This is a genomic window from Allobosea sp. GW821-FHT03A12 (assembly GCF_058986765.1).
Window position 1 is genome coordinate 449,300 of the sequence record NZ_JBYSVZ010000005.1, and the last position, 23,935, is coordinate 473,234.

Annotated in this window: 20 protein-coding genes; 12 read left to right on the plus strand and 8 right to left on the minus strand. The window is 68.0% G+C overall.

Annotated features, from left to right (window positions below):
• Window positions 1-21 precede the first annotated feature (21 nt).
• On the minus strand, window positions 22-855 hold the full coding sequence (locus tag AC3WLC_RS20815; protein WP_493685818.1) for an SDR family NAD(P)-dependent oxidoreductase: 834 nt from the start codon (window positions 853-855) through the stop codon (window positions 22-24).
• 114 nt (window positions 856-969) lie between these two features.
• Between AC3WLC_RS20815 and AC3WLC_RS20820 the strand changes: the two genes are divergently transcribed.
• From AC3WLC_RS20820 to AC3WLC_RS20830, 3 genes are all read left to right on the plus strand, one after another.
• On the plus strand, window positions 970-2,421 hold the full coding sequence (locus tag AC3WLC_RS20820) for a sulfatase family protein (protein WP_493685819.1): 1,452 nt from the start codon (window positions 970-972) through the stop codon (window positions 2,419-2,421).
• The gene (locus AC3WLC_RS20825; RefSeq protein ID WP_493685821.1) at window positions 2,418-3,848 is read left to right on the plus strand and encodes a sulfatase family protein; all 1,431 of its coding nucleotides are present in this window, start codon (window positions 2,418-2,420) and stop codon (window positions 3,846-3,848) included. The genes AC3WLC_RS20820 and AC3WLC_RS20825 overlap by 4 nt, the downstream gene beginning before the upstream one ends.
• A 103-nt stretch (window positions 3,849-3,951) precedes the next feature.
• On the plus strand, window positions 3,952-4,626 hold the full coding sequence (locus AC3WLC_RS20830; RefSeq protein ID WP_493685822.1) for a hypothetical protein: 675 nt from the start codon (window positions 3,952-3,954) through the stop codon (window positions 4,624-4,626).
• 37 nt (window positions 4,627-4,663) lie between these two features.
• On the opposite strand, the gene AC3WLC_RS20835 is transcribed toward AC3WLC_RS20830, so the two are convergent.
• Complete coding sequence (locus AC3WLC_RS20835) at window positions 4,664-5,260, minus strand: histidine phosphatase family protein (RefSeq protein WP_493685823.1); 597 nt, start codon at window positions 5,258-5,260, stop codon at window positions 4,664-4,666.
• A 215-nt stretch (window positions 5,261-5,475) separates the two neighbouring features.
• Entirely contained in the window at window positions 5,476-6,810 is a 1,335-nt protein-coding gene (locus tag AC3WLC_RS20840) for a dicarboxylate/amino acid:cation symporter (protein ID WP_493685824.1), read from the minus strand.
• Between the two features lie 211 nt (window positions 6,811-7,021).
• Between AC3WLC_RS20840 and AC3WLC_RS20845 the strand changes: the two genes are divergently transcribed.
• Both AC3WLC_RS20845 and AC3WLC_RS20850 read left to right on the plus strand, forming a co-directional pair.
• Entirely contained in the window at window positions 7,022-8,845 is a 1,824-nt protein-coding gene (locus AC3WLC_RS20845; RefSeq protein ID WP_493685825.1) for a sensor histidine kinase, read from the plus strand.
• Window positions 8,842-10,209, plus strand: coding sequence for a sigma-54-dependent transcriptional regulator (locus AC3WLC_RS20850; protein ID WP_493685826.1), 1,368 nt, complete (start codon window positions 8,842-8,844; stop codon window positions 10,207-10,209). Before AC3WLC_RS20845 ends, AC3WLC_RS20850 begins: the two co-directional genes overlap by 4 nt.
• 49 nt (window positions 10,210-10,258) lie before the next feature.
• Here AC3WLC_RS20850 and purU read toward each other — a convergent pair whose 3' ends face one another.
• The 5 genes from purU to AC3WLC_RS20875 form a co-directional block, all read right to left on the minus strand.
• Complete coding sequence (gene purU, locus AC3WLC_RS20855; RefSeq protein WP_493685827.1) at window positions 10,259-11,122, minus strand: formyltetrahydrofolate deformylase; 864 nt, start codon at window positions 11,120-11,122, stop codon at window positions 10,259-10,261.
• An 87-nt stretch (window positions 11,123-11,209) separates the two neighbouring features.
• Complete coding sequence (locus AC3WLC_RS20860) at window positions 11,210-11,830, minus strand: sarcosine oxidase subunit gamma (protein WP_493685828.1); 621 nt, start codon at window positions 11,828-11,830, stop codon at window positions 11,210-11,212.
• Complete coding sequence (locus tag AC3WLC_RS20865) at window positions 11,823-14,804, minus strand: sarcosine oxidase subunit alpha family protein (RefSeq protein WP_493685829.1); 2,982 nt, start codon at window positions 14,802-14,804, stop codon at window positions 11,823-11,825. Before AC3WLC_RS20865 ends, AC3WLC_RS20860 begins: the two co-directional genes overlap by 8 nt.
• The gene (locus AC3WLC_RS20870; RefSeq protein ID WP_493686100.1) at window positions 14,801-15,076 is read right to left on the minus strand and encodes a sarcosine oxidase subunit delta; all 276 of its coding nucleotides are present in this window, start codon (window positions 15,074-15,076) and stop codon (window positions 14,801-14,803) included. The genes AC3WLC_RS20865 and AC3WLC_RS20870 overlap by 4 nt, the downstream gene beginning before the upstream one ends.
• 159 nt (window positions 15,077-15,235) lie before the next feature.
• Window positions 15,236-16,486, minus strand: a complete 1,251-nt coding sequence (locus tag AC3WLC_RS20875) for a sarcosine oxidase subunit beta family protein (RefSeq protein WP_493685830.1) — start codon at window positions 16,484-16,486, stop codon at window positions 15,236-15,238.
• 55 nt (window positions 16,487-16,541) lie between these two features.
• On the opposite strand from AC3WLC_RS20875, the gene AC3WLC_RS20880 reads away from it, so the two are divergent.
• The 7 genes from AC3WLC_RS20880 (at window position 16,542) to AC3WLC_RS20910 (ending at window position 23,797) form a co-directional block, all read left to right on the plus strand.
• The gene (locus tag AC3WLC_RS20880; RefSeq protein ID WP_493685831.1) at window positions 16,542-17,543 is read left to right on the plus strand and encodes a GlxA family transcriptional regulator; all 1,002 of its coding nucleotides are present in this window, start codon (window positions 16,542-16,544) and stop codon (window positions 17,541-17,543) included.
• 88 nt (window positions 17,544-17,631) lie between these two features.
• Window positions 17,632-18,453, plus strand: a complete 822-nt coding sequence (locus AC3WLC_RS20885; protein ID WP_493685832.1) for a transporter substrate-binding domain-containing protein — start codon at window positions 17,632-17,634, stop codon at window positions 18,451-18,453.
• 109 nt (window positions 18,454-18,562) lie between these two features.
• Entirely contained in the window at window positions 18,563-19,312 is a 750-nt protein-coding gene (locus tag AC3WLC_RS20890) for an amino acid ABC transporter permease (protein ID WP_493685833.1), read from the plus strand.
• Complete coding sequence (locus AC3WLC_RS20895; RefSeq protein WP_493685834.1) at window positions 19,309-20,160, plus strand: amino acid ABC transporter permease; 852 nt, start codon at window positions 19,309-19,311, stop codon at window positions 20,158-20,160. Before AC3WLC_RS20890 ends, AC3WLC_RS20895 begins: the two co-directional genes overlap by 4 nt.
• A gap of 2 nt (window positions 20,161-20,162) precedes the next feature.
• Window positions 20,163-20,915 (plus strand): amino acid ABC transporter ATP-binding protein, encoded by a 753-nt coding sequence (locus AC3WLC_RS20900; protein WP_493685835.1) that lies wholly within the window; start codon window positions 20,163-20,165, stop codon window positions 20,913-20,915.
• Between the two features lie 96 nt (window positions 20,916-21,011).
• Window positions 21,012-22,622: an FAD-dependent oxidoreductase gene (locus AC3WLC_RS20905; RefSeq protein WP_493685836.1), complete on the plus strand. Its 1,611-nt coding sequence runs from the start codon at window positions 21,012-21,014 to the stop codon at window positions 22,620-22,622.
• Window positions 22,623-22,630: 8 nt separating this feature from the next.
• Window positions 22,631-23,797: an NAD(P)/FAD-dependent oxidoreductase gene (locus AC3WLC_RS20910; protein WP_493685837.1), complete on the plus strand. Its 1,167-nt coding sequence runs from the start codon at window positions 22,631-22,633 to the stop codon at window positions 23,795-23,797.
• Window positions 23,798-23,935: the final 138 nt, after the last annotated feature.

Here is a 23,935-nt window from a genome sequence, read left to right on the forward strand (position 1 = left end):
CGCGATCTTCGTCGCGCGATGTTACCAGCCGAGATGGCGGCCACCCGTCGCCTGCAGGTCGGCCCCGGTGATGAAGCTCCCGGCCTCGGAGCACAGCAGCAGCGCTGCCCCGGCGAGCTCGCTGACCTCGCCCGCCCGCCGCATCGGCGCCGAGCCCTGCTGGATGCGCTGCCATTGCCAGGCGTCCTCCCGGCGCCAGCGATTGCGCTCGGTGACGATCAGTCCCGGCGACAGGTTGTTCACGGTGACGCCATGGGGCGCGTAATCGGCGGCGAGATTGATGGCGAGGTTGTGCTGGGCGCTCTTCAGCGAGGCATAGATCGCAAGGTCCGGCTCCGGCCGTGTCTGGTTGATCGAGCCGATCGTCAGCACCCGTCCCCATTGCCGCTGCTTCATGTCGGGCAGGGCTTCCTGGAGCAGCTCGATCGTTGCGCGGTAATTGATCCTGAGCTGCCAGTCGATCTCGTCGTCCGGCAAGGCGGTGAATGCGGTGCGCTTCTGCACGGAGGCGCAGACGACCAGCACGTCGATCCCGCCCAGCCCCGCGATCGCCTCGCGCACGCAGCGCCGGGCCTCGCCGGGCACGGAAAAATCGGCCTCGATCGCGAGTGATCGGCCGCCACGCGCCTCGATCTCCGCGACGGTGGTCTCCGACGCCTCCGGCAGGCCAAAGGCGGTGTCGGCTGCGCGCGAGAAATGGATGGCGACATCGGCGCCGGCATCGGCAAAGGCGATCGCGATCTCGCGGCCGAGGCTGACGCTGCCGCCGGTCACCAGGGCGCGGCGCCCTTTCATCGAAAAGCGTTCGGCGACGGCGGCGGCATTCCGGGCCGCGATCTGCTCTGAGGAGGACATGTCAGATCTCTGATTTGATCATGAATTGGATTTAGACGCCATATTGCCTTGCATGATGTCAAGGGATATGACCGGTTCTGTCTGATATTTGATCAAATTATGCGGAGAAGCCGGATGCGCCGACCCAACATCCTGCTGTTTATGCCGGACCAGTTGCGCGGCGATTGGGCCGGGCCGGGCAATGCGGGACGCGTGCGCACGCCGGCACTCGACCGGCTCGCGGCTCGCGGCGTGCGCTTCCTGAAGGCGATCTGTCCGTCGCCGATCTGCGGCCCGTCGCGGGCCTGCCTGGCCTCGGGCTACGAGTACGATCGGGCGGGCGTGCGCAATAACGGCTACAGCGCCTCGCCGGATGCGCCCAACGTCTATCGCCAGCTCCGCGATGCCGGCTATCACGTCATGACCTGCGGCAAGCTCGACCTGCTCAAGGGCGAGCCCGACTGGGGTGAGGACGGCCAGCACGCGCTCCATGGCCTGTCGCGCCTGAAACGCCTCGGCTTCACCGGCGGGCTCGACAGCGCGGGCAAGCACGCCGCGATCTTCGCCCATCGCGACGGCCATCCCGAGCCCTATTTCGCCCATCTGAAGCAGCACGGGCTGGCCGAGACGCACAGCGCGGACTTTGTCGCCCGCAGGTCGCTCGCCCTCGGCGCCGATGCGCTCGATTTCCCCGGCGCCGGGCCGAACTATCGCAATACCGCGCCCACGACCCTGCCGGACGAGGCCTATTGCGACAACTGGATCGGCTCCTGCGCGCTCTCCCTGATCGAGGAGGGCACAAGGAGCGGCAAGCCCTGGTTCCTCCAGGTCAATCTCACCGGTCCGCACGAACCGATGGACGTGACCGCGGCCATGGCGGCAGGCGCCGCCGGCCTTGACCCGCCCGCGCCGGTCGCGCCCGCCGACGACATGACGGCGGCGGAACATGGCGCGATCCGGCGCAATTACGCGGCGATGATCGAGAATATCGATGCGATCTTCGGCCGGCTGCTGGCGCGGCTCGAAGCGCTCGGCCAGACGCAGGACACCGTTATCGTCTTCACCTCCGACCATGGCGAGATGCTGGGCGATTGCGGCTACTGGGAGAAGTTCATCCCGCATCAGGCCTCGCTGCATGTGCCGCTGGTGATCGCCGGCCCGGCCATCGCGCAAGGGGCGACGGTCGAGGATCCCACTACGCTGCTCGATCTGCACGCCACCTTCGTCGAGATCGCTGGGGCGCAGTCCTTGCCGGGGATCGACAGCCGCAGCCTGGTGCATCAACTGGCCGATCCCGCGCGCAATCATCGCGATGTCGTCCATGCCGGCCTCGGCAGCTGGCGGGCCGCCTATGATGGGCGCTTCAAATATGTCGCCGGCTTCGATCCGGGCCTGCCGCGCAAGATCATGGAAGCCGCAGTCTTCGCCGCCGAGCCGGATGAAAGCTGGCGCCTGGTCGAGCCGGAGGCCGATCCCGCGGAGGCGACCGATCTGAGCGCTCGCTATCCCGACATCGCCGCGCGGTTGCAGGCCTCGCTCACGGCGAACGCCTCTGCGTGGCGGCTAGGCGGGGAGGGGCGGGCATGAGCCAGCGTCCGAACATCCTCTGGATCATGGGCGACGAGTTCCGGACCGACGCCCTGTCCTGCTACGGCACGCCGCATCCGGCGATCGCGACGCCCCATATCGACAGGATCGCCTCGGCCGGGGTGCGCTTCGACAACTGCTTCTGCAACTCGCCGATCTGCGTGCCGTCGCGCACCAGCGAGATGACCGCGAACCCGCCCGAGGTCACCGGCGTCTATGGCAATGAGGGCTCCTGGGCGAGCTACCCTTACGAGCGCGACCTGATCACCTTCCCGGAGCATTTCGCCCGGAACGGCTATCGCACCCTGAATTTCGGCAAGACCCATCTGCCGGTGGCGCTGCGCCCCTGGCAAAGCGACGATCATGTCGGCGCCGATCTCGGTGGCTTCTTCGACGGCGTCGAGGATGATGGCGGGCAGATCCTGACGCCGACGCTGAAGGCCGCGATCGGCGGGACCTTTCCCGGCCCCGTCGAATTCCCCGGCAACAAGCTCACGCGGACAGCTGCCGCCTGGCTGCGCAGCGAGGCGGCGGCCGAGCAGCCCTTCCTCGCCCGCGTCAGCTATCTCCAGCCGCACAGCCCGGTCATGCCGCCCGCGCCCTATGACGCGCTCTATCGCGACCTCGACTGGCCGCGCAGCATCGGCGGAGGGCCGCCGGAAAGCGCTTTCGAGCAGAGCTTCGTCGATGTGATGCAGGCGGCGGCGCTCCCGCCCGAAGCGCTCGCCCGGGTGCGCTCGGACTATTACGGTCTGGTCAAATGGCTCGACGACCAGGTCGGGACAATCCTCGATGCGCTGGAGGCAAGCGGCCTCGCCGAACGGACGATCATCGTGCTCGAGGCCGACCATGGCGTCTCGCTGGCCGAGCGCGGCCGCTTGCAGAAGCACACCTTCTTCCCCGAGGTCCATCGCATCCCGCGCCTGATCGCCTGGCGTGGGAACCTGCAGCCGCAGGCGCGGGCGGATTTGTGCGAATCCCTCGACCTCGCCAGGACGCTATGCGGCCTCGCCGGCATCGCGCCGGCGCAGAGCTTCCAGGGGCGGGATCTCTTCCGCGATCCCCCGCCGGACGCGGTCTTCAGCACGGTCGGCTACGGTACGACGGACAGCTACGCTTTGCCCAATCAGGTCGTCGGACGCTGGCCGGACGGCAGTGGCTGGCCGCGCCGCTCCTGCATCAGGACCGCGCGCTATCGTCTCGACATGACGGTCCGGCAGGATGGCATCCCCGTTCCACCGGAGAAGGAAGACCCCTTCCTGGCCGACCTGGCGCTTGACCCTCTGGAGGAGAGGAACCGAGCTGCAGACCCGGCCTTTTCCGCGGTTCTTGCCGAGCTGCGGGCCAGGCTGCGCGCTCACGCGGACGATAGCTATGAGCCGGCCTTCGTACCGATCTTTTCCGCGGCTGGGCGCGGCGTGAACTGAGCGGTTCCGCTGATGACGATGCGGATGTCGGCTCCGGCCGCATCCTGTCCGGAGGCTGATCGATGATCCCATGAGATCCGAAAGGCCAGCACCGATGATCGCCATGGCACCTGACGCGAGCACGCCGCCTCGCCGCCGCATCTCCGGCCTGCGGCAATTCCTCGATCCTGAGCAGCAGCGCGATTGGATCGAGGGCAGGGCCGAGCTGCTCGATGCCGACGAGCGTTCGGAATCGCTCGAGCTGCGCTTCAAATACATTCCACGCTTTCAGAAGCTGCTTCGCCGCCCACAGGCGCAAGACGTTCTGGAGATTCTCGGGCTCTACGGCCGGAACTGCATCCCGATCCCGCGCCGGAGCGAGCGTCACTACTGGTCGGTATCCTGCCTGCCGTCGACCTCCGACAAGCCGCTCATCCGCGTCAATGCGAGCTGGATGGAGCTTTTCACGCTCTATGCAGACGGCGAGGGCATCCGTGCGCGCTTCCTGGTGCATCTGTCGGACTTCACGACGGACCGTTCGCTCGCACAGGAACGTGTGGACGAGGCTTCTATCGAGAGCTGCGTCGCGAGGCCCGAAGACGTCAGCTATTTCGTCCCGCGCGGTGCGGACATGTTCGGCATCAATGTGCGGGGCGCCGCCTCGATCCGCAGTTTCCTTGCGGCCCGCCCGGTTCTTCGCGCCATCCGGACGTTCAACCTGACGCATATGAACCGGGGCCGGAACGCCTACCAGGCGAGCCACTGCTACAATCTCGCGGATTGCATGCTGCAGGGGTGAGCAACCTCCCGCCCGACGCGGCCGGGCCGGGCGGTCGTCAGCCGTCGGTGCAGGCGCCGAGCTTGCCGGTGAGGCCCTGATGGCCGTGCTCGAACGTTGCTCGCGTCGCTTCTCCGTCACGAACGATCCTGACGACATAGATGCTGTCGAAATCGCTGCCCGGCCATTTGCCGATCTGGCGAGGGTCGCCGCCATGATGGTCGAGCAGGCTGCGCGCCAGCTTGACCAGCTGCTTGTGCTCCCATGCGACGAGCAGGGTAGCGCCGCGATAGCTTGGCGACTCCAGCGTCTCTTCGAGCTTGCCGATCTGCTTGTAGCCGAAGCGGGTCTCGACCGGCACGTCCGTCGCCTTGGACAGCGGCGTGATCGTCTCCAGCGGTCGCAGATAGGGATATTTGATGCCCTCGTCCTTCTTCTGCCGATCTGGATCGGGCGCGAAGATCGCATCGAAGCGGCCGAACTGCCTTGCCAGCACCGGCGGCAGCGCCTCGGCACGGTTCAATCCCCGGCAATCGAGCCGGCCCAGCCCGCCCGGCGGCTTTTCGCCATGCCGGATCAGGACGATCGTTTGCGTCACCGGTGCCGCAAGGATGGGACCGCCAGCCGCTCCCCCGAAGACGAGTGCGGCCAGCATGGCTAACGACCTCGCTCGATATGCTCTTCGGCACTGCATCGCGGTCATCATCCTTCTGAGGCCCATCGGCCGCTCGATAATCTACCCAGTCGCCGAGGATCCCGGCAAACTTGCGACGTCGGTGCTGGACCGGCGGCCGCTCGGAAGGGACTCGCAAATGAAAATGGCCCGGGGCAAGCCCGGGCCATCGGAAGGGGCTTCGCGAGCCGGTGCGGTCACTCGGCCGGGGTGAGGAGCGGCTCGTCGAGCAGGTCGGGCAGCTTGCCGCTGAGGGCGGCCTGCAGCTGGTTCTGGTCGAGCTCGCCCTCCCAGCGCGCCACCACGATCGTCGCGACGGCGTTGCCGATGAAGTTGGTCACGGCGCGGCACTCCGACATGAAGCGGTCGATGCCGAGAATCAGCGCCATGCCGGCGACCGGCACGGCCGGGACGACGGAGAGCGTGGCGGCGAGCGTGATGAAGCCCGCGCCGGTGATCCCGGCCGCGCCCTTCGAGCTCAGCATGGCGACGAGCAGCAAGAGGATCTGGTCGCCGAGCGGCAGGTGGATGTCCATCGCCTGGGCAATGAACAGCGCCGCCAGCGTCATGTAGATGTTGGTGCCGTCGAGGTTGAAGGAATAGCCGGTGGGCACCACCAGGCCGACGACCGAGCGCTTGCAGCCGGCGGCCTCCATCTTCTCCATCAGGGTCGGCAGCGCCGCTTCCGAGGAGGAGGTGCCGATCACCAGCAGGATCTCTTCCTTGATGTAGCGGATCAGCGCCAGGATCGAGAAGCCGTTATAGCGGGCGACGGCGCCGAGCACGACGAGCACGAAGATCGCCGCGGTCAGGTAGAAGGTGCCGATCAGCATGGCGAGGTTGGCGACGGAGCCGATGCCGTAGCGGCCGATGGTGAAGGCCATCGCGCCGAAGGCGCCGAGCGGAGCGGCCTTCATCAGGATCGCGACCAGCTTGAAGATCGGGATCGACAGCGTCTGCAGGAAATCGGTCACCGGCTTGGCGCGCTCGCCGACCAGCGAGAGCGACAGGCCGAACAGCACCGAGAAGAACAGAACCTGCAGGATGTCGCCGGAAGCGAAGGCGCCGACGATCGTGTTCGGGATGATGTTCTGCAGGAAGCCGACGATGCTGGAATCATGCGCCTGGGTGGCGTAGCCCTGCACGGACTTGGCGTCGAGGCTGGCCGGGTTGATATGCAGGCCGCTGCCCGGCTGGACCAGGTTGCCGACGATCAGGCCGACGATGAGCGCCAGCGTCGAGAAGGTCAGGAAGTAGATCATCGCCTTGCCGGCGACGCGCCCGACCTTCTGCATGTCGCTCATCCCGGCGATGCCGGTCGAGACGGTCAGGAAGATCACTGGCGCGATGATCATCTTCACCAGCTTGATGAAGGCATCGCCGAGCGGCTTGAGGGCCGCGCCTTGCTCCGGCCAGAAATGCCCGAGCAGGATACCGGCCGCGATGGCCATGAGAACCTGCACATAGAGGTGCTGGTAGAATTTCCGGGGACGAGCCGGCTGCGCCGGCGCCTGGTCAAGCGTGATCGCCATGGTTTCCTCCGTAGGGCCTTGCTCGCGGGTTCTTGCTGTTCTCGACGCCGCTGCAGCCTTGTTGGCAATCGCCGTGCCAGCTTCGGAATTTGAAGTTGATCATGTAATTTCAATAGCTTGCGAGGCAATCGCATAGGCCGGCCCTGAACGTGATGGCGATCGCCCGCACGGGGGCGGGTTGATTTGTGCGAAATTCCGCACATCATGGCGCATGAGCAAAGCCCCGCCTGACGAGCGCAGTCGCTGGATCGCCAGGCGCCGCCTCTGGATCGTCTTCGCGCTGGTCACCGTGGCGATCGCCACCGTCGCCTTCCTGGTTGCGGGCGATGCCGGCCGCAGCCGCGCCATTGCGGCGATGCGCGCCCGCGCCGCCGATGCCGGAACGTTGGCGCTCGCCATCCTGCGCGGCGAGCTGGAGAAGCAGCGCGCGCTGCCGGTGATCCTGGCGCGTGACCCCGACGTACGCTCGGCCCTGAGGGGAGGCGACCGGCACGCGCTCGACCTCAAGCTGGAGGCGATCGCCCGGGAGACCCGCGCGGCGGTAATCTATCTGCTGGGGAAGGACGGTGTCGCGATCGCGGCCAGCAACTGGCGCGAGCCGACGAGCTTCGTCGGCAACGATTACGCGTTCCGGGATTATTTCAGCGGCGCGGTCACCGGCGGCACGGCCGAGCAGTTCGCCCTCGGCACGGTCAGCAAGCGTCCCGGCCTCTACATCACCAGCCGCGTCGACGATGGCGGGGAGCCGCTCGGCGTCGTTGTGGTCAAGATCGAGTTCGATCAGGTCGAGGCCGATTGGCGGGCGCTAGGCGGCCAGACCTATGTCGTCGACCGGCGCGGTGTCGTTCTTGTCTCTACCGTCACGGACTGGCGCTTCCAGACCGAGATCGCGCTCGCCCCGCAGACGGCGGCGGAGATTCGGCAGTCGCTGCAGTTCGGCGCGGCGCCATTGACGCTGTTGCCCTTGCGCCGCGACGGCGAGATCGTCCGCGGCACGGGGGACGCAGCCGGCACGCATGTCGCCTCGCGCATCCCGGTCCCGACGACGGACTGGCAGCTCGAGGTGCTGATGCCGGTCGGCGCGGCGATCCGCGACGAGCAGGTCCGCCTGCAGACACTGATCGCGCTCGTGCTCATGCCTGGCGCCGCGCTCGGCGCGTTCGCGCTGCGCCGCCGCCAGGTCAACCTCGCGCGGCGCAATGCCGAGGCGAGGGTCAAGGCCGAGCTCGAACGGCGGGTCGCCGAGCGCACACTCGCTTTGGCCGGCGCGAACGACCGGCTCGTCGAGGAGATGGCCGAGCGCACGCGGGCGCAGGAGCGCCTGTCCGATGCACGCGAGGAGCTGGCGAAAGCCAACCGCCTCGCGACGCTCGGCCAGGTCACGGCCGGCGTCGCCCATGAGATCAACCAGCCGCTCGCCGCGATGCGCACCTATGCCGAGAATGCCCGCGCCTTCCTCGGCCGCGCCGATGCGGCTGGCGCGGATGGCGCGCTGGTCAAGGTCGTCGGGCTGACCGAGCGGATCGGCGCCATCACCGAAACGCTGCGCGGTTTCGCCCGGCGCGGCGGCGGGCCGCATGGACCGGTCGATCTCCGCGAGGCGATCGATGGCGCGCTGATGATCCTCGACGCCGCGTTGCGCCATGCCGGCGTCGTGCCGACGCTGCCGGCGCCGGCAGAGCCGGTCTTCGTGCTGGCCCGGCTGGTCGAGCTGGAGCAGGTCCTGGTCAACCTGATGCGCAACGCGATCGAGGCCATGGCGGAGGCGCAGGACGGGCGCGCGCCGAAGCTCACGATCGACGTCGCGATCCGGGGCGAGCGGATCGACATCGCCATCATCGACAACGGGCCGGGCCTCGACGACGCCGCGCTGGCCGCGCTCTTCGCGCCGTTCCGCACCACCAAGCCGCGCGGGCTCGGCCTCGGGCTGGTGATCTCGCAGGATATCGTCACCTCTTTCGGCGGCACGCTCTCCGCGACGAGCCGTCCGGGCGAGGGCAGCGCCTTCACGATCAGCCTGAAGAGAGCCGCATGACCGCTCCTGCCAGCGACCCGAGCGCCATCGAGGTCGCCTTCGTCGACGACGATCCGGACCTGCGCGACGCCAACGCCCAGGCGCTGCGGCTCGCCGGCTTCGCCGCGATCCCGCTCGCCTCGGCCCAGGCGGCGCTCGACCGCATCGGCCCGGACTATGCCGGCGTCGTCGTCACCGATGTGCGCATGCCCGGCATGGACGGCATCGAGCTGTTCCGGCGGCTGCGGGCGCTCGACGCCGATATCCCGGTGGTGGTGATCTCCGGCCACGCCGATGTCGCCATGGCGGTCGAGGCGATGAGCGAGGGCGCCTATGACTTCATCGCCAAGCCCTATGCCAGCAATCGCCTGGTCGAGACCCTGAGGCGTGCGGTCGAGAAGCGCGCCCTCGTCCTCGAGAACCGGCGGTTGCGCTCGCTCGCCGAGGCGCCGGGCGAAGAGACCGCGCTGCTCGGCGAGGCGCCGGCGATCATCCGCCTGCGCCAGACCATCCGCGATCTCGCCGATGTCGATGTCGACGTGCTGGTCCTCGGCGAGACCGGCACCGGCAAGGAGGTCGTCGCCAACCTGCTGCACCAGCAGGGGCGGCGGCGCAGCAAGCCCTTCGTAGCCCTGAATTGCGGGGCCTTGCCGGAGAGCGTGATCGAGAGCGAGCTGTTCGGCTACGAGGCCGGTGCCTTCACCGGCGCGCAGAAGAAGCGCGTCGGCCGGATCGAGCATTCCAGCGGCGGCACGCTCTTCCTCGACGAGCTGGAAAGCATGCCGCCGGCGGCGCAGGTCAAGCTTCTGCGGGTGCTGGAGGGGCGCGAGATCTCGCCGCTTGGCTCGAATGAGCGGCGCCGCGTCGATCTGCGTGTCGTCGCCGCGACCAAGCTCGATCTCGGCGATCCCGCCCAGCGCGGCGATTTCCGCGAGGATCTATTCTACCGGCTCAACGTCGTCACCTTGCGGATTCCGCCGCTGCGCGAGCGCCGCCGCGACGTGCCGCTGCTCTTCGCTCAGTTCCTCGCCCGTGCGGCGCGCAAATATGGGCGCGACGTGCCGGCGCTGGATCGCAGCGTCGAGCGCCATCTCGTCGAGAACGCCTGGACGGGCAATGTCCGCGAGCTCGTCCATTTCGCCGAGAGGGTGGCGCTCGGCCTCGTCGCCGACCTGCCGGCTGCGCCGGTCCAGGGTGACGTCGCGGCGGCGAGCCTGCCCGAACGCCTAAACGCGATCGAGGCCAACCTGATCCGGGAGGCGCTGGAGGCCAATCGTGGCGATGTCCGCGCCACCCTCGAGATGCTCGGCATCCCGCGCAAGACCTTCTACGACAAGCTCACCCGCCACGGCATCGACCGCGCCGCCTATGTGGTCACGGAGTAAAGATTGCTGGCAGCATGGCGGGCGCTGATGCCCGCCATGCCGCGTCGCCTCAGTCGGTGAAGACGACGGCCTTCTTGCCGTTGAGCAGCACGCGATCCTCGAGATGGTAGCGCACCGCCCGCGCCAGCACGCGCCGCTCGATGTCGCGGCCCTTGCGGACGAGGTCGTCGGGCGTGTCGCGATGGCTGATGCGCTCGACGTCCTGCTCGATGATCGGCCCTTCGTCCAGATCGGAGGTGACGTAGTGTGCGGTGGCGCCGATCAGCTTCACGCCGCGCTCATGCGCCTGGTGATAGGGCTTGGCGCCCTTGAAGCCGGGCAGGAACGAATGGTGGATGTTGATGCAGCGCCCCGAGAGCTTGGCCGAGAGCCCGTCCGACAGGACTTGCATGTAGCGGGCGAGCACGACGAGATCGCTTTGCGTGTCCTGGATCAGGCGCCAGAGCTCGGCCTCCTGCTCCATCTTGGTCTGCCGATTGACCGGCATGTGGTGGAAGGGCAGGTCGCCGAGATCGGTTGAGGCGATGTGCTCGCGGGCATGGTTCGAGACGATCGCGGTGATCTCCATCGGCAATTCGCCGATGCGCCAGCGATAGATCAAATCGGCCAGGCAATGGTCGAATTTCGAGACCAGCAGCAGCACGCGCTTGTGGGCCGCCGCGTCGCGCAGGGAGACGGTCATCTTGAAGCGCGCCGCCAGCTCGTCGACGAGGCCGCGGATCTCGGCGGCGCTGCGGGCGCCCTCCAGCCGGTCGAACACCACCCGCATGAAGAAGCGGCCGGTTTCGAGGTCGTCGAATTGCTGCGCGTCGCGGATGTTGCAGCCGGCCTCGGCCAGCAGCGTCGAGACGGCGGCGACGATGCCCGGCCGGTCAGGGCAGGACAGAGCAAGGATCATCGGAGAATCGGACATGTGACGGATCGGCCCGCTCGCGCGGGTCCCTGAAAACTTGAGAATCGGGAAAGGTCGAAGGAAGGGACGGCGCGCAGCGCGCTGCCGTCAACCTCGGCCGGTGGAGACCCGGCAGCCGAATTCGGCCGCGGAGGCGGCGAACCAGGACCAGAAGCTTCCTACCATGCTGCGTGCGACCATGATCTCGAACACGGATCCATCCGGCTCGTCAGCGAGCCGCCAAAGATGGACACCGATATAGGCGATGCTTGTCAAGGCGGTATCGCCGACAGCGAAGGCGGCAGGATGCAGATCGAGCATCACGCCCTTGGCCAGAACATCGCGCACATGCGGTCCTGAGAGCCGCATTGCGGCGCGCGCATCGCTCTGGTCGCTGACGGAACCTTGAGCCGACAGCGCATCCAGAAGATCGCCAAAGCGGTCGCGTGTGGCGGCGCGCAGCAGCCACTGATCCGGGCCGGACCAGATCGCATCATGGGACGCATTCGAGATGATCTTCGGCGTCGTCGGCAAGGCGATGCCCAGCCGCCCTTCGACGACCTGCGACAAGGCTGCTGTCCCGCCGGGCGCGGCAATCAGCGTCGCCAGGCCGAAGCCGTCGAGCAGGCTCGCGGTGACGCCGGCCGCTCCGGCCGCGCCGATCTGCCCGGCCTGCGCGATGCCGGCCCAGGCGGCGCGCGGCGCCCATGAACGCGCTGTCTCAGCCATGGAGGCGGGCTCCTTCGAGATCGACGAAGACGGGCGAGCAGATCTCGACGACGACGTCGCCATTGCGCACCGGGTCATAGGCGCGCACGCGCTCGCCGATGCGGTTGGCGCCGCCCTTGATCAGGCCGAGTCCCATCCAGTGGTTGAGATGCGGCGAGTAGGCGACCGAGGTCATGTAGCCCTCGTCATTCTCCATCGCCGCCGGCTTGCCGATGCCGATGAAATGCGCGCCGGCACGCAGGCGCTGGGAGGAATCGACCGGCTTGAAGCCGACGAAGGAGGGCCTGTGCGCTTCGACCAGCGCCTGCCGGCCCGCCATCAGCCGGCCGACGAAATCCTTCTTCGACGACATCATCTTGCTTAAGGCCAGATCGCGCGCCGTGGTCTGGCCGTTGAGTTCGTTGCCGGCGACATGGCCCTTCTCGATGCGCATCACGCCGAGCGCTTCGGTGCCATAGGGCGTGATGCCGAAGGGCGCGCCCGCCTGCATCAGCACGCGCACCATCGCATCGCCGTAGTCCGCGGGAACCGCCAGCTCATAGGCGAGCTCGCCCGAGAAGGAGATGCGGAAGAGCCGGGCCGGGATGCCGCCGCCGACCGTGACGGCGCGCGCCGCGAGATAGGGGAAGGCCTCGTTCGAGAGATCATGCTCGGGGTCGATGACGCCTAGCAGGGTCTCGCGCGCCTTGGGGCCGGCGATGGCGACCTGCGCCCATTGCTCGGAGACCGAGACCATGCGCACGTCCAGCTCCGGCCAGAGCACCTGATGGCAGAATTCGAGATGCTGCATCACCTTGCCGGCATTGGCGGTGGTGGTTGTCATCAGGAAATGCGTCTCGCCGAGGCGCGAGGTGGTGCCGTCATCCATGACGAAGCCGTCCTCGCGCAGCATCAGCCCGTAGCGGGCCTTGCCGATCGGCAGCGCCTTCCAGCCATTGATGTAGACCCGTTCCAGGAACTCGGCGGCGTCGGTGCCCTGGATGTCGATCTTGCCGAGCGTCGAGACGTCGCAGAGGCCGACGCTAGCGCGCACCGCCTTGACCTCGCGGTTGACCGTGGTCAGCCAGTCGGTCTCGCCGGGGCGCGGATAGTATTGCGCCCGCAGCCATTGTCCGGCCTCGATGAAGACGGCGCCTTGCTCCTTCGACCAGTCATGCGTCGGCGCGAGCCGGACCGGCCTGAAATCCTTGCCGCGGTGATGGCCGGCAAGCGCCCCGATCGCGACCGGCGTATAGGGCGGGCGGAAGGTGGTGGTGCCGGTCTGCGGGATCGTCCGGCCGGTCTGCTCGGCCATAATCGCGAGGCCGCCGAGATTCGAGGTCTTGCCCTGGTCGGTCGCCATGCCGAGCGTGGTGTAGCGCTTGAGATGCTCCACCGGCCGGAAGCCCTCGCGGGCGGCGAGCTCGACATCCTTGTCGGTGACGTCGTTCTGGTAGTCGACGAAGGCTTTTCCCTTGCCGCCCGGTACCCGCCAGACCGGCGAAAGGCCGTTGGTCTCCGGATCGGTCGTCGGTGTGGGCTCGGCCGACTTGGCGGCGAAACCAGCTTCGGCGGCGGCTTCGTTCCCCAGCTTCGCGCCGTCTTCAAGCGCCTGCGCAAGCGTGAAACGCCCGGCGGCACTGCCGGCGACCGCAAGTCCGGCCGGCACGGTGCCTGGCACGAAGCATTGCAGACCATCGTCCCAGGCCGGCTTGCCGTTCTGGTGCGAGGTCAGGTGCAGCGTCGGGTTCCAGCCATTGGAGACCGCGAGCAGGTCGCAGGACAGCTCGCTCACCGCGCCCGAGGCGTCGCGGATAGTGACACCGCTGAGCTGCCGCCCGCCGCGCGCGCCCATCACGGCGCCGCCGGCGAAAAGCCGCGCACCGAGCTTGTCGGCAAGCGCCTTGCGCGCCGGATCGGCGGGGCGGGCATCGACGATCGCGGCGATCTTGCCGCCGGCAGCCGCGATATCGCGCGCCGTGGTCCAGCCATCGTCGCCGGCGGTGAACAGCACCGTTTCGCGGCCGGGCAGCACGCCATGGCGATTGACATAGGAGCGCACCGCGCCAGCCAGCATCACGCCCGGCCGGTCATTGCCCGCGAAGACGATCGGCCGCTCCAGCGCGCCGGCGGCGAGGATCGCGCGCTTGGCCTGGATGCGCCAGCCGCGCTGACGCGGCTGATGCGCCGGCGGCTGCGGCAGATGGTCGGCGACCCGTTCGACGGCGCCGTAGATGCCGTGGTCATAGAGGCCGAACACGGTGGTGCGCGACATGATCCGCACCTCCGGCAGGCTTTCGAGCTCGGCCAGCGTCGCGGCGAGCCATTCGGAGGCCGGTTTGCCGCCGATCTCGCGCTTCTCCGCTAGCAGCCGTCCGCCCAGCCGGAAATCCTCGTCGCAGAGGATGACGCGGGCGCCGCTGCGCCCGGCTGCCAAAGCTGCGGCGAGGCCGGCCGGCCCGCCGCCGATCACCAGCAGGTCGCAGAAGGCGAAGGCTTTCTCGTAGTGATCCGGGTCTTCGGTTCCGGCGGCACGGCCGAGGCCAGCCGCGCGGCGGATCAGCGGCTCGTAGAGCTTCTCCCAGAAGGAGGCCGGCCACATGAAGGTCTTGTAGTAGAAGCCGGCGACGAGGGCCGGCGAGACCAGCCCATTGATCGAGAGCAGGTCGAAGGCGAGCGAGGGCCAGCGGTTCTGGCTGGCTGCATCCAGTCCGCCGAACAGTTCGACGACGGTCGCGCGAGTGTTGGGCTCGCGGCGCGCGCCAGAACGCAACTCGACCAGCGCGTTCGGCTCCTCCGGCCCGGCAGAGAGGATGCCGCGTGGGCGATGATACTTGAACGAACGGCCGACCAGGCGCACGCCATTGGCGAGCAGCGCCGAAGCCAGCGTGTCGCCGGCATAGCCGCGATAGGAGGCGCCGTCGAAGCTGAAATCCAGCTGATGGCCGCGATCGATCAGCCCGCCGGAAGCGAGACGGAAAGGCTGGGTGCTCATGCCGCCGCTCCCGCCTTGCGCGCCTTGGCCGACTCGGCCGCAGTGATCACGTGGTTGCGGGTGTCGCGGGTCACCACCAGCCAGGCATGGCAGCCGGCGCCGTGATACCAGAGCTCGCGATGGATGCCGGCCGGGTTGTCGCGCTGGTAGACATAATCAGCCATTGCGGCCTCGCTCGCCGCCATGCCGCCCGGCCGCTGCAAATCGGCGGCGCCGAGATAGCTGAATTCCTGGGCGTCGCGCGCGCCGCAATGGGGACAGGTGATGCGCATGGTCAGGCTTCCAGGATCGTCGGGATGCGATGCGCCGCCACCGTCATGCTCGCCCTTGTGGCGAGCATCCACGTCTTGAACACAGCCTTCGACCAGCGAAGACGTGGATGGTCGGGACAAGCCCGACCATGACGGGAATGGGGAGCGCTGCTTATCATCTCAATGCAGGTTCGGCTGGGCGCCGGCGCCCTTTTCGTCGATCACGCGCCCGGTGGCGAAGCGGTCGAGCCGATAGGCGGTGGCGACCGGGTGCGGCTGGCCCGTCGCGATCAGGTGAGCGAAGCAGAAGCCCGAGGCCGGCGTCGCCTTGAAGCCGCCATAGCACCAGCCGGCATTGAGATAGAGCCCGTCGACCGGTGTCGTATCGATGATCGGCGAGCCGTCCATCGACATGTCCATGACGCCGCCCCAATGGCGCAGCATCCGCACGCGGCCAAGGCCCGGCCAGAGCGCCATGGCGGATTCCATCACGTCCTCGATCACCGGCAGGTTGCCGCGCTGGGCGTAGGAATTGTAGCCGTCGATGTCGCCGCCGAAGACGAGGCCGCCCTTGTCGGACTGGCTGATGTAGAAATGCCCGGCGCCGAAGGTGACGACGCAGTCGATCAGCGGCTTCAGCCCCTCCGAGACGAAGGCCTGCAGGACATGGGTCTCGATCGGCAGGCGCATCCCGGCCATTGCCGCGACGCGCGAGGAATTGCCGGCCACCGCCATGGCGATCTTCTTCGCCCGGATCGGTCCGCGCGAGGTCTCGACGCCGATGGCGCGCCCACCCGACATGGTGATGCCGGTGACCTCGCAGTTCTGGATCATGTCGACGCCGCGGCTGTCGGCGGCGCGCGCAAAACCCCAGGCGACGGCATCGTGCCGGGCCGAGCCGCCGCGCCGCTGCAAGAGCCCACCCTGGATCGGGAAGCGGGCATTGTCGAAATCGAGATAGGGCAGCATCGTCCGAACCTGCCCGGTATCGAGCAGTTCGGCATCGACCCCGGCCAGTCGCATCGCATTGCCGCGCCGCGCGAAGGCGTCGCGCTGCGCGTCGGAATGGTAGAGGTTGAGCACGCCGCGCTGGCTGACCATGGCGTTGTAGTTCAGGTCCTGCTCCAGCCCCTCCCAGAGCTTCATCGAGAGCTCGTAGAACGGTGTATTGCCGGGCAGCAGATAGTTCGAGCGGATGATCGTGGTGTTGCGCCCGACATTGCCGGAGCCGAGATAGCCCTTCTCCAGCACTGCGACATTGGTGATGCCGTGTCGGCTGGCGAGGTAGTGCGCCGTCGCGAGGCCATGGCCGCCGCCGCCGATGATGATGACGTCGTATTCGGACTTCGGCGCAGGATCGCGCCAGGCCGGGGTCCAGCCCTTGTGGCCCTGCAGGGTCTGCGACAGTAGCGAGAAGATGGAATAGCGCATCGATCGGTCCGGGCGGTCTTGTCATCGCGAGATTGACCGACATAGGCTCGCTGACATGCTCGATAGCGACATCAGATTGCCTGAAAGCGACGACAGCGCGCCGACCCATGTCGGCTTCCTGCTGATACCCGACTTCGCGCTGCTGCCTTACGCCTCGGCGATCGAGCCCTTGCGCGCCGCCAACCGGCTCTCGGGCCGGCCGCTCTATCGCTGGAGCCACGTCTCGATCGACGGCGCCGCGGCCCCTGCCTCGAACGGCGTCGCCATCGCGGCCGATGCCAGTGTCGGCGCTGAATTGCGGCTCGACTATCTCTTCGTCTGCGCCGGCGGCAATCCGGCACTCTTTCATCACCAGCCGACCTTCGCCTGGCTGCGCCAGCTGGCGCGGCGCGGGGTCAAGATCGGCGGCGTTTCGGGCGGTCCTTATCTGCTGGCGCGCGCCAACCTGCTCTCCGGCTATCGCTTCACCATCCACTGGGAGCACGCGCCGGCCTTCCTGGAGGAGTATCCCGAGCTCGATCTGCGGCGCTCGCTCTACGAGATCGATCGCGACCGTTTGACCTGCAGCGGCGGCACGGCGCCGCTCGACATGCTGCACGGGGTGATCGCGCGCGAGCACGGCAGCGAGCTGGCGCTCGCGGTCAGCGAATGGTTCCTGCAGACCCATGTCAGGGAAGGGGCGGGGCCGCAGCGCATGCCGCTGCGCGAGCGGCTCGGCATCGCCCATGCGCCCTTGCTGCGCGTGATCGCGCGCATGGAGCAGACGATCGAGACCCCAGAGCCACGGGAGGAGCTGGCCCGGCTCGCCAATGTCTCGCTGCGCCAGCTCGAACGGCTGTTCCGCCAGCATCTCGGCCGCTCGCTCGGCGAACACTATCTCGGCCTGCGGCTCGACCGCGCCCGCGACCTGCTGCGCCAGACCAGCCTCTCGATCCTGGAGACGGCGCTCGCCTGCGGGTTTGCCAGCGCCAGCCATTTCTCGCGCAGCTATCGCGAGCGCTTCGGCCATCCACCACGGGCTGAGCGCGTGCAGGAGGTCCGCCCGGCTCGCCGCTGAGAGTCAAGAAAGCGTCGCACAGGATCAAATCTGTGCGCCGATCCGCCGGAAGCTAGGGCTTCATAATAAGACAAGGGGATCGCGACCGATGAAACGACTGACCGCCCTGGCGTTCGCTCTCGCCGCTACGCTCGCCGCCGTGCCGGCCTTCGCCCAGGATACGCTCGCCAAGATCAAGGAAAAGGGCGTCCTCACCGTCGGTGTCAAGAACGACTACAAGCCCTGGGGCTTCCTCGACCCGTCGGGCAAGATCGTCGGCCTGGAGATCGACCTCGCCCAGGAGGTCGCGAGCAAGATCGGCGTGAAGCTCGAGATGGTGCCGGTGATCGCCGCCAACCGCATCGAGTTCCTGCGCCAGGGCCGCATCGACATGATCCTGGCGACGCTGGGCGACACGCAAGAGCGTCGCAAGCAGATCGGCATGATCGAGCCGAACTACTATGCGGGGGCCACCAATGTGCTGGCGCCCAAGAGTGCTGGCCTGAAGAAATGGGAAGACCTCAAGGGCCGCAAGGTCTGCGCCGTGCAGGGCGCCTACTACAACCGCCGCGTCTCGCAGATGTATTCGCCGGAGATGGTGGTGTTCCCCTCGGTGCCCGACGCCCTCAATGCGCTGCAGGGCAACAACTGCGTCGCCTTCCTGTTCGACGATACGCTGATCGTCTCGACGCTGTCGGGTGGCGATCCGAAATGGGCGAATTACGAGATGCCGCTGACCTCGGAGGACCCGCAGCTCTGGGCGATCGGCGTGCGGCTGGAGGATCTCGACGGCGCCTTCGGCAAGCTGGTCAAGGACATGTCGGTCGACTGGCACAAGAGCGGCAAGCTGCTCGCGCTGGAAACCAAATGGGGCATCAAGCAGAGCCCCTACCTGATCGAGACCAACAAGAAGTTGAAGGGCGGCTCATAGGCGAGGGCGCGTCATTCTCGGGCTAGCCCCGAGAATCTCATGACCAGAGGGTTCTGGTTTTCGAGATGGTCGGATCAAACCCGGCCATGACGCTCCAAGTCATCCCGAGATGTCGGACATGATCGCCGCTTTCTTCGAGCGCCTGAACGAGGTCCACGGCCTCAACTTCTCGATCTTCTACGACGCCTTTGACCGCTCGCGCTTCCTGACCGGGCTATGGACGACGAGCTATATCTGCGTCGTCTCGATCCTGGCCTCACTCGCGATCGGGTTGCTCGGCGTCTGGATCGCTGGCAGCCAGTCGCGGCTCGGCCGGCTCCTGGTGCGGGGGTACGTCCAGTTCTTCCGCAACACCCCGCCGCTGGTGCAGCTCTCCTTCTTTTATTTCGCCGTCGGCGGAATGCTGCCGACCGTCTCGGACGGCTTTGGCGGGCAGTCGCCGCTGGTCAGCGGCACCGGCTGGGCGATCATCGCCTTCTCGCTCTTTGCCGGTGCCTTCAATGTCGAGATCTTCCGCGCCGGCATCGAGGCGGTGCCGGAGACGATGGTCGAGGCAGCGGAATCGCTCGGCTACACCCGCTTCCAGCTCTGGCGCCAGATCGTGCTGCCGCTCGCCTTCCGTATCTGCCTGCCGGCGCTCAACAACAACCTCGTCAACCTCGTGAAGACCACGACGCTCGCTTACGCCATCGGCGTGCCCGAACTGCTCTATGCCGCGTCGCAAATCTGGTCCGAGGTCTTCAACGTCCGCGAGATGATGAACGTGCTGCTCGTCGTCTATGTGCTGCTCGTCGCGGTGCTGGTCTGGGTGATGCATCGCTGGGAGCGAGCCATGCGCATTCCCGGATACATGCCATGAAGGCCGCCGCAACCGATCTTCCGGTGCTGAAGCCGTTCCGTGCAGCGCCGATCGCGCCGAGCGGGCTTGCCGCGCCGATGGTCCTGAGCGCTGGCCTCGTCGCCGGCGTCGCCATCCTCTTCGCCGCCTCGCTGGCCGTGGCGCAGGCGACCGGCCCCGCCGCGCGCGACGGCGCCCTCACCATCCTGCTGCGCTGGGCGCCGCTGATCTTCCAGGGCTTCCTGTTCAACCTGCTGATCAGCGTGCTCTCGATGGCGCTCGGCACCGCGGTCGGCGTGCTGTTCGGCATCGGCCAGGTCTCGCCCTCGGCCATCATGCGCAAGCCGTCCTGGGCGGCGACGCAGTTCTTCCGCAACGCGCCCTGGCTCGTGCTGCTGTTCTACGCAATGTTCCTCTTGCCCTTCGAGATCGGGCTCGGGCCGGTCACCATCGCCTTTCCGGCCTGGGTCAAGGCGATCATCGGGCTGGCGCTGCCTGTCGCGGCCAATGTCTCGGAGATCGTGCGCGGCGGCATCCGCTCGATCCCCTCGGGCCAGTGGGAATCGGCCGAGGCGCTCGCCTTCACCCGCCGCCAGACGATGTGGATGATCATCCTGCCGCAGGCGGTCAAGCGCATGCTGCCACCCTGGATGAACCTCTACGCCATCCTGACGATGGCGACGACGCTGATCTCGGTCGTCGGCATCCAGGACGGGCTCACCATCACCCGCGCCGCCCTCGTCGCCGAAAGCCGGCCCGAACTGATGCTGCCGATGTACCTGCTGCTGCTCCTTATGTTCTTCGCCTACTGCTACCCGATCGCGCGCCTGACCATGGCGCTCGAGCGCCGCTTCAACGTGAAGGGATGACCATGGCTGCCAAGCATGAACTCGGCGAGCCGGTCGTCGTCGTCGAGGGCGTCGAGAAGGCCTTCGGCGCCTTCGTCGTGCTCAAGGATGTCAGCCTCACCATCCGCCGCGGCGAGACCGTCTGCATCATCGGCCCGTCCGGCTCCGGCAAGTCGACGCTGCTGCGCTGCATCAACGCGCTGGTGCCGATCAGCAAGGGCTCGATCACCGTCGCCGGAAGGCAGGTCAACGACCCCGCCCTGGACAAGCTGGCGCTGCGCCGCGACGTCGGCATCGTCTTCCAGCAATACAATCTCTTCCCGCACAAGACCGCGCTTCAGAACGTGATGATGGCGCCGATCCATGTGCTGAAGCAGGACCCTGCCGAGGTCGGGGAGCGGGCCAAGCGCCTCCTCGCCAAGGTCGGCCTCTCGCACAAGCACGACGCCTATCCGGGCGAGCTCTCCGGCGGCCAGCAGCAGCGCGTCGCCATCGCCCGCTCGCTGGCGATGAATCCGAAGGTCATGCTGTTCGACGAGGTCACCGCCGCGCTCGATCCCGAGACCAAGAAGGAGGTGCTCGTCACCATCCGCGACCTCGCCGCCGAGGGCATGACCTGCATCCTCGTCACCCATGAGATGGGTTTTGCGCGCGAGGTCGCCGACCACGTCTATTTCACCGATGGTGGCGTCATCGTCGAGCATGCAGCCCCGGCCGAGTTCTTCGGCGCGCCGCGCGAGACGCGCACCCGCGCCTTCCTCGAACAGGTGCTCTGAGCGAGATGTCGCATCCGGGCGAGACGATGTCGCAAACCGGCCTGCCTCCCGCCTGCCGATGCCGAGACTGAACGCAGCCCCTCGAGAGCGCAGCCCATGAGCATCCCCGCCTCCGACCCCAAATCCGTCACCGGCAAGCCGCTCGCCATCGCCGAGAGCGTCGATGTCCTCGTCGTCGGCGCCGGCCCGGCCGGGCTCGCAGCCGCGATCGGCGCCGCGGCGCGTGGCCTTAGCGTGCTGCTGGTCGACGAGAACCCGGTGCCGTTCAGGACGATGGGCGACGACGTACCGCTGCATTTCGGCCAGGGCATGGCCGCCAGCGCCCGCAACCGCAACGCCATGATGGAGGCCTTCGTCGCCTCCGAACCGCGGATCGCCGAGGCGTTCGAGGCGGGTGTCGATCTGCGCCTCGGCACGGCCTGCTGGGGGCTCTACGCCAACGGCCCGGCGCTCGGCTGGATGCCGGGCCTCGTTGCCGGGCTCGCCGACGAGGACAGCAGCATCCTTGTCCAGGCGCAGCACGTCATTTTGGCCTGCGGCCGCCGCGACATGGGCCTCGGCTTCCCCGGCTGGGAGAAGCCCGGCGTGATGGGCGCCACCGCCGCGCTCAACCTCGCGACCCGCTACGACGCGTTCGGCCCGCGCAAGGTCGTCATCCTCGGCTCCAATACGGAGGCGCTGACCACCGCGCTCGCCCTGCGCGAGGCGGGCGTCATGCTCGCCGCCATCGTCGAGCAGGCGGCCGAGCCGATCGGCGACGCGGATCTGCTGGCGAGCCTCAGCGCCGGCGGCACCGAAATCCTGACCGGCCATGTCGTGCGCGAGGCGACCGGCCGCGACGGCGTTGAAGCGGCTGTTGTCGCAAGGCTGGACGAGGAGGGGCGTCCGGCCGGCGACGAGCGCGCCATCGCCTGCGACGGCATCGTGCTGGCGGTCGGCGCGACGCCGGTCATCGACCTGATCGACGCGGCCAGCTGCAAGGTTGCGTTCCAGGCCGAGCGCGGCGGCTACGCGCCCGTGCTCGATGCAAGCCAGCGCACCAGCCTCGCCAATGTCTACGCCGTCGGCGACTGCGCCGGCGTCTGGGCGGCCAAGACGCGCGACCGCACCATCGCCGAGGCGGAGGCCGCCCGCGCCGTTGCGGCGCTCGGGGACGAAGCAGCCGTTGCGGAAGCCGCAGCGCCACCCGCGCCGGAGTACGACATCTCCACCTATCGCCTCGCCTGGGTCCGGGCGAGCGTGATCGAGGCGCGCGCCGAGTTCCATGTCTGTCAATGCGAGGAGGTCACGGCACGCGAGATCCTCGAGGTCCGCCCGCCACGCTATCTCGATTGGCAGAACGAGCGCCGCAACGACCGCTCGCTCGCGGCACTGCTTGGCGAGGGGCCGCCCAATCCCGACCAGGTCAAGCGCCTGACCCGTGCCGGCATGGGTCCCTGCCAGGGCCGCCGTTGCCGCGAGCAGGTCACAGCCTTGCTGGCGCTAGGCGCGGCTCAGCCGCTCTCGGCGATTCCGCTCGCCGGCTATCGCGCACCGGTCAGGCCGATGTCGCTGGCGATGACCTCCCTTGTCCCTGAAGCGCCCGAGCAGGCCGAGCATTGGGACACCTGGTTCGGCATGCACGCGCAGTGGCGCCCCTTCTGGGAGGTGCCGGCGCGCTACACCGTCGCGGGCAATGACGCGTCTGGCCCTGTCGCGAGCGAGTGAGAGCCATCATGAGCGAGATCAAGGGAGCTTCGGTCGTCATCGTCGGCGGCGGCGTCACCGGCCTCTCCGCTGGCTGGTGGCTGGCGCGGGACGGCGTCGACGTGCTGGTGCTGGAGAAGGGGCTGATCGGCTGGGAGGCCTCAGGCCGCAATGGCGGCGGCTGCTCGCACCATCATTCGCCGCTCTTTGCCGAGGAGCAGCGGCTCTGGCCGATCATGGACGAACTGCTCGGCTACCCCACCGAATTCCGGCCCGAACGCATCCGCCTCGCCGCCAGCGAGCAGCAGATGGCGCTCTATGGCCGCGCCTTGCGCAACGCCGAGCGGCAGGGCTTCCAGTCGCAGGTGCTCGACCTCAAGCAGGCCAAGGAACTGGTGCCGCTGGCGGGCGATACCATTGTCGGCGGCTATCACTACAAGTTCGGGGGCCATGCCAATCCGCACCGCACGCTGCAAGGCTATGCCTGGGCGATGCAGGACCATGGCGGGCGCATCCTTCAGCACACCAGCGTCAACGGCTTCCGCAGCGAGGGCGGCCGCGTCGTTGCAGTCGAGACCGATCGCGGCGAGATCGGCTGCGACAGCCTCGTGCTCGCCGCCGGTCCGCAGACCGGACGTCTCTCCGCCATGCTCGGGCAGGAGGTGCCGGTCCAGTCGGCCCGCTGCGAGATGATCGTGACCGAGCCGCTGCCGCTGATGCCGCTCGGCGGCGTCGATGGCTGCGGCCTCTATGGCCGCCAGACTCTGCGGGGCAACCTTGCCTATGGCGGCGGCCCGCATGAATGGCTGGCGATGGCGGAGGAAGGCACGCCGGCAAAGCCAACGACGCCGTTGATGCTGCATATGGGCCGGCGCCTCGCGCAATTGCTGCCCAAGGCGGCGCATGCCCGCATCATCCGCTCCTGGGCCGGCGTCATCGAGAACACGCCTGACGGCCGTCCGGTGATCGATCGGCTCGCCACCCAGGCCAACGTCGTGGTGGCGACTTTGTCGAGCGTCGGCTTCGGCCTCTCGCCGGCGAGCGGGCGGGCGATCCGCGATCTCGTCGTCGACGGCGCCTGCGGCTTCGCCGACATCTCCAGCTTCAGCCTGGCGCGCTTCGCCGAGTTGGAGCCGAACTGGCGCGAATTGCAGGGCTGGCAGGCGACTGCGGCGACCGAGGCGCTGGCGGCGTAGAAGGGGCGGGGAGCCGTCAGGCTCGGGATTATCCGAGAGCTGCGGAACCTCGACAGGCCCTCTCTCGCGGCACGGGGGAGAGATGGAGAGGGGGCCGGCGCGACATCGAACCAGCGTCAGTGCCAATGCCCCCTCCCA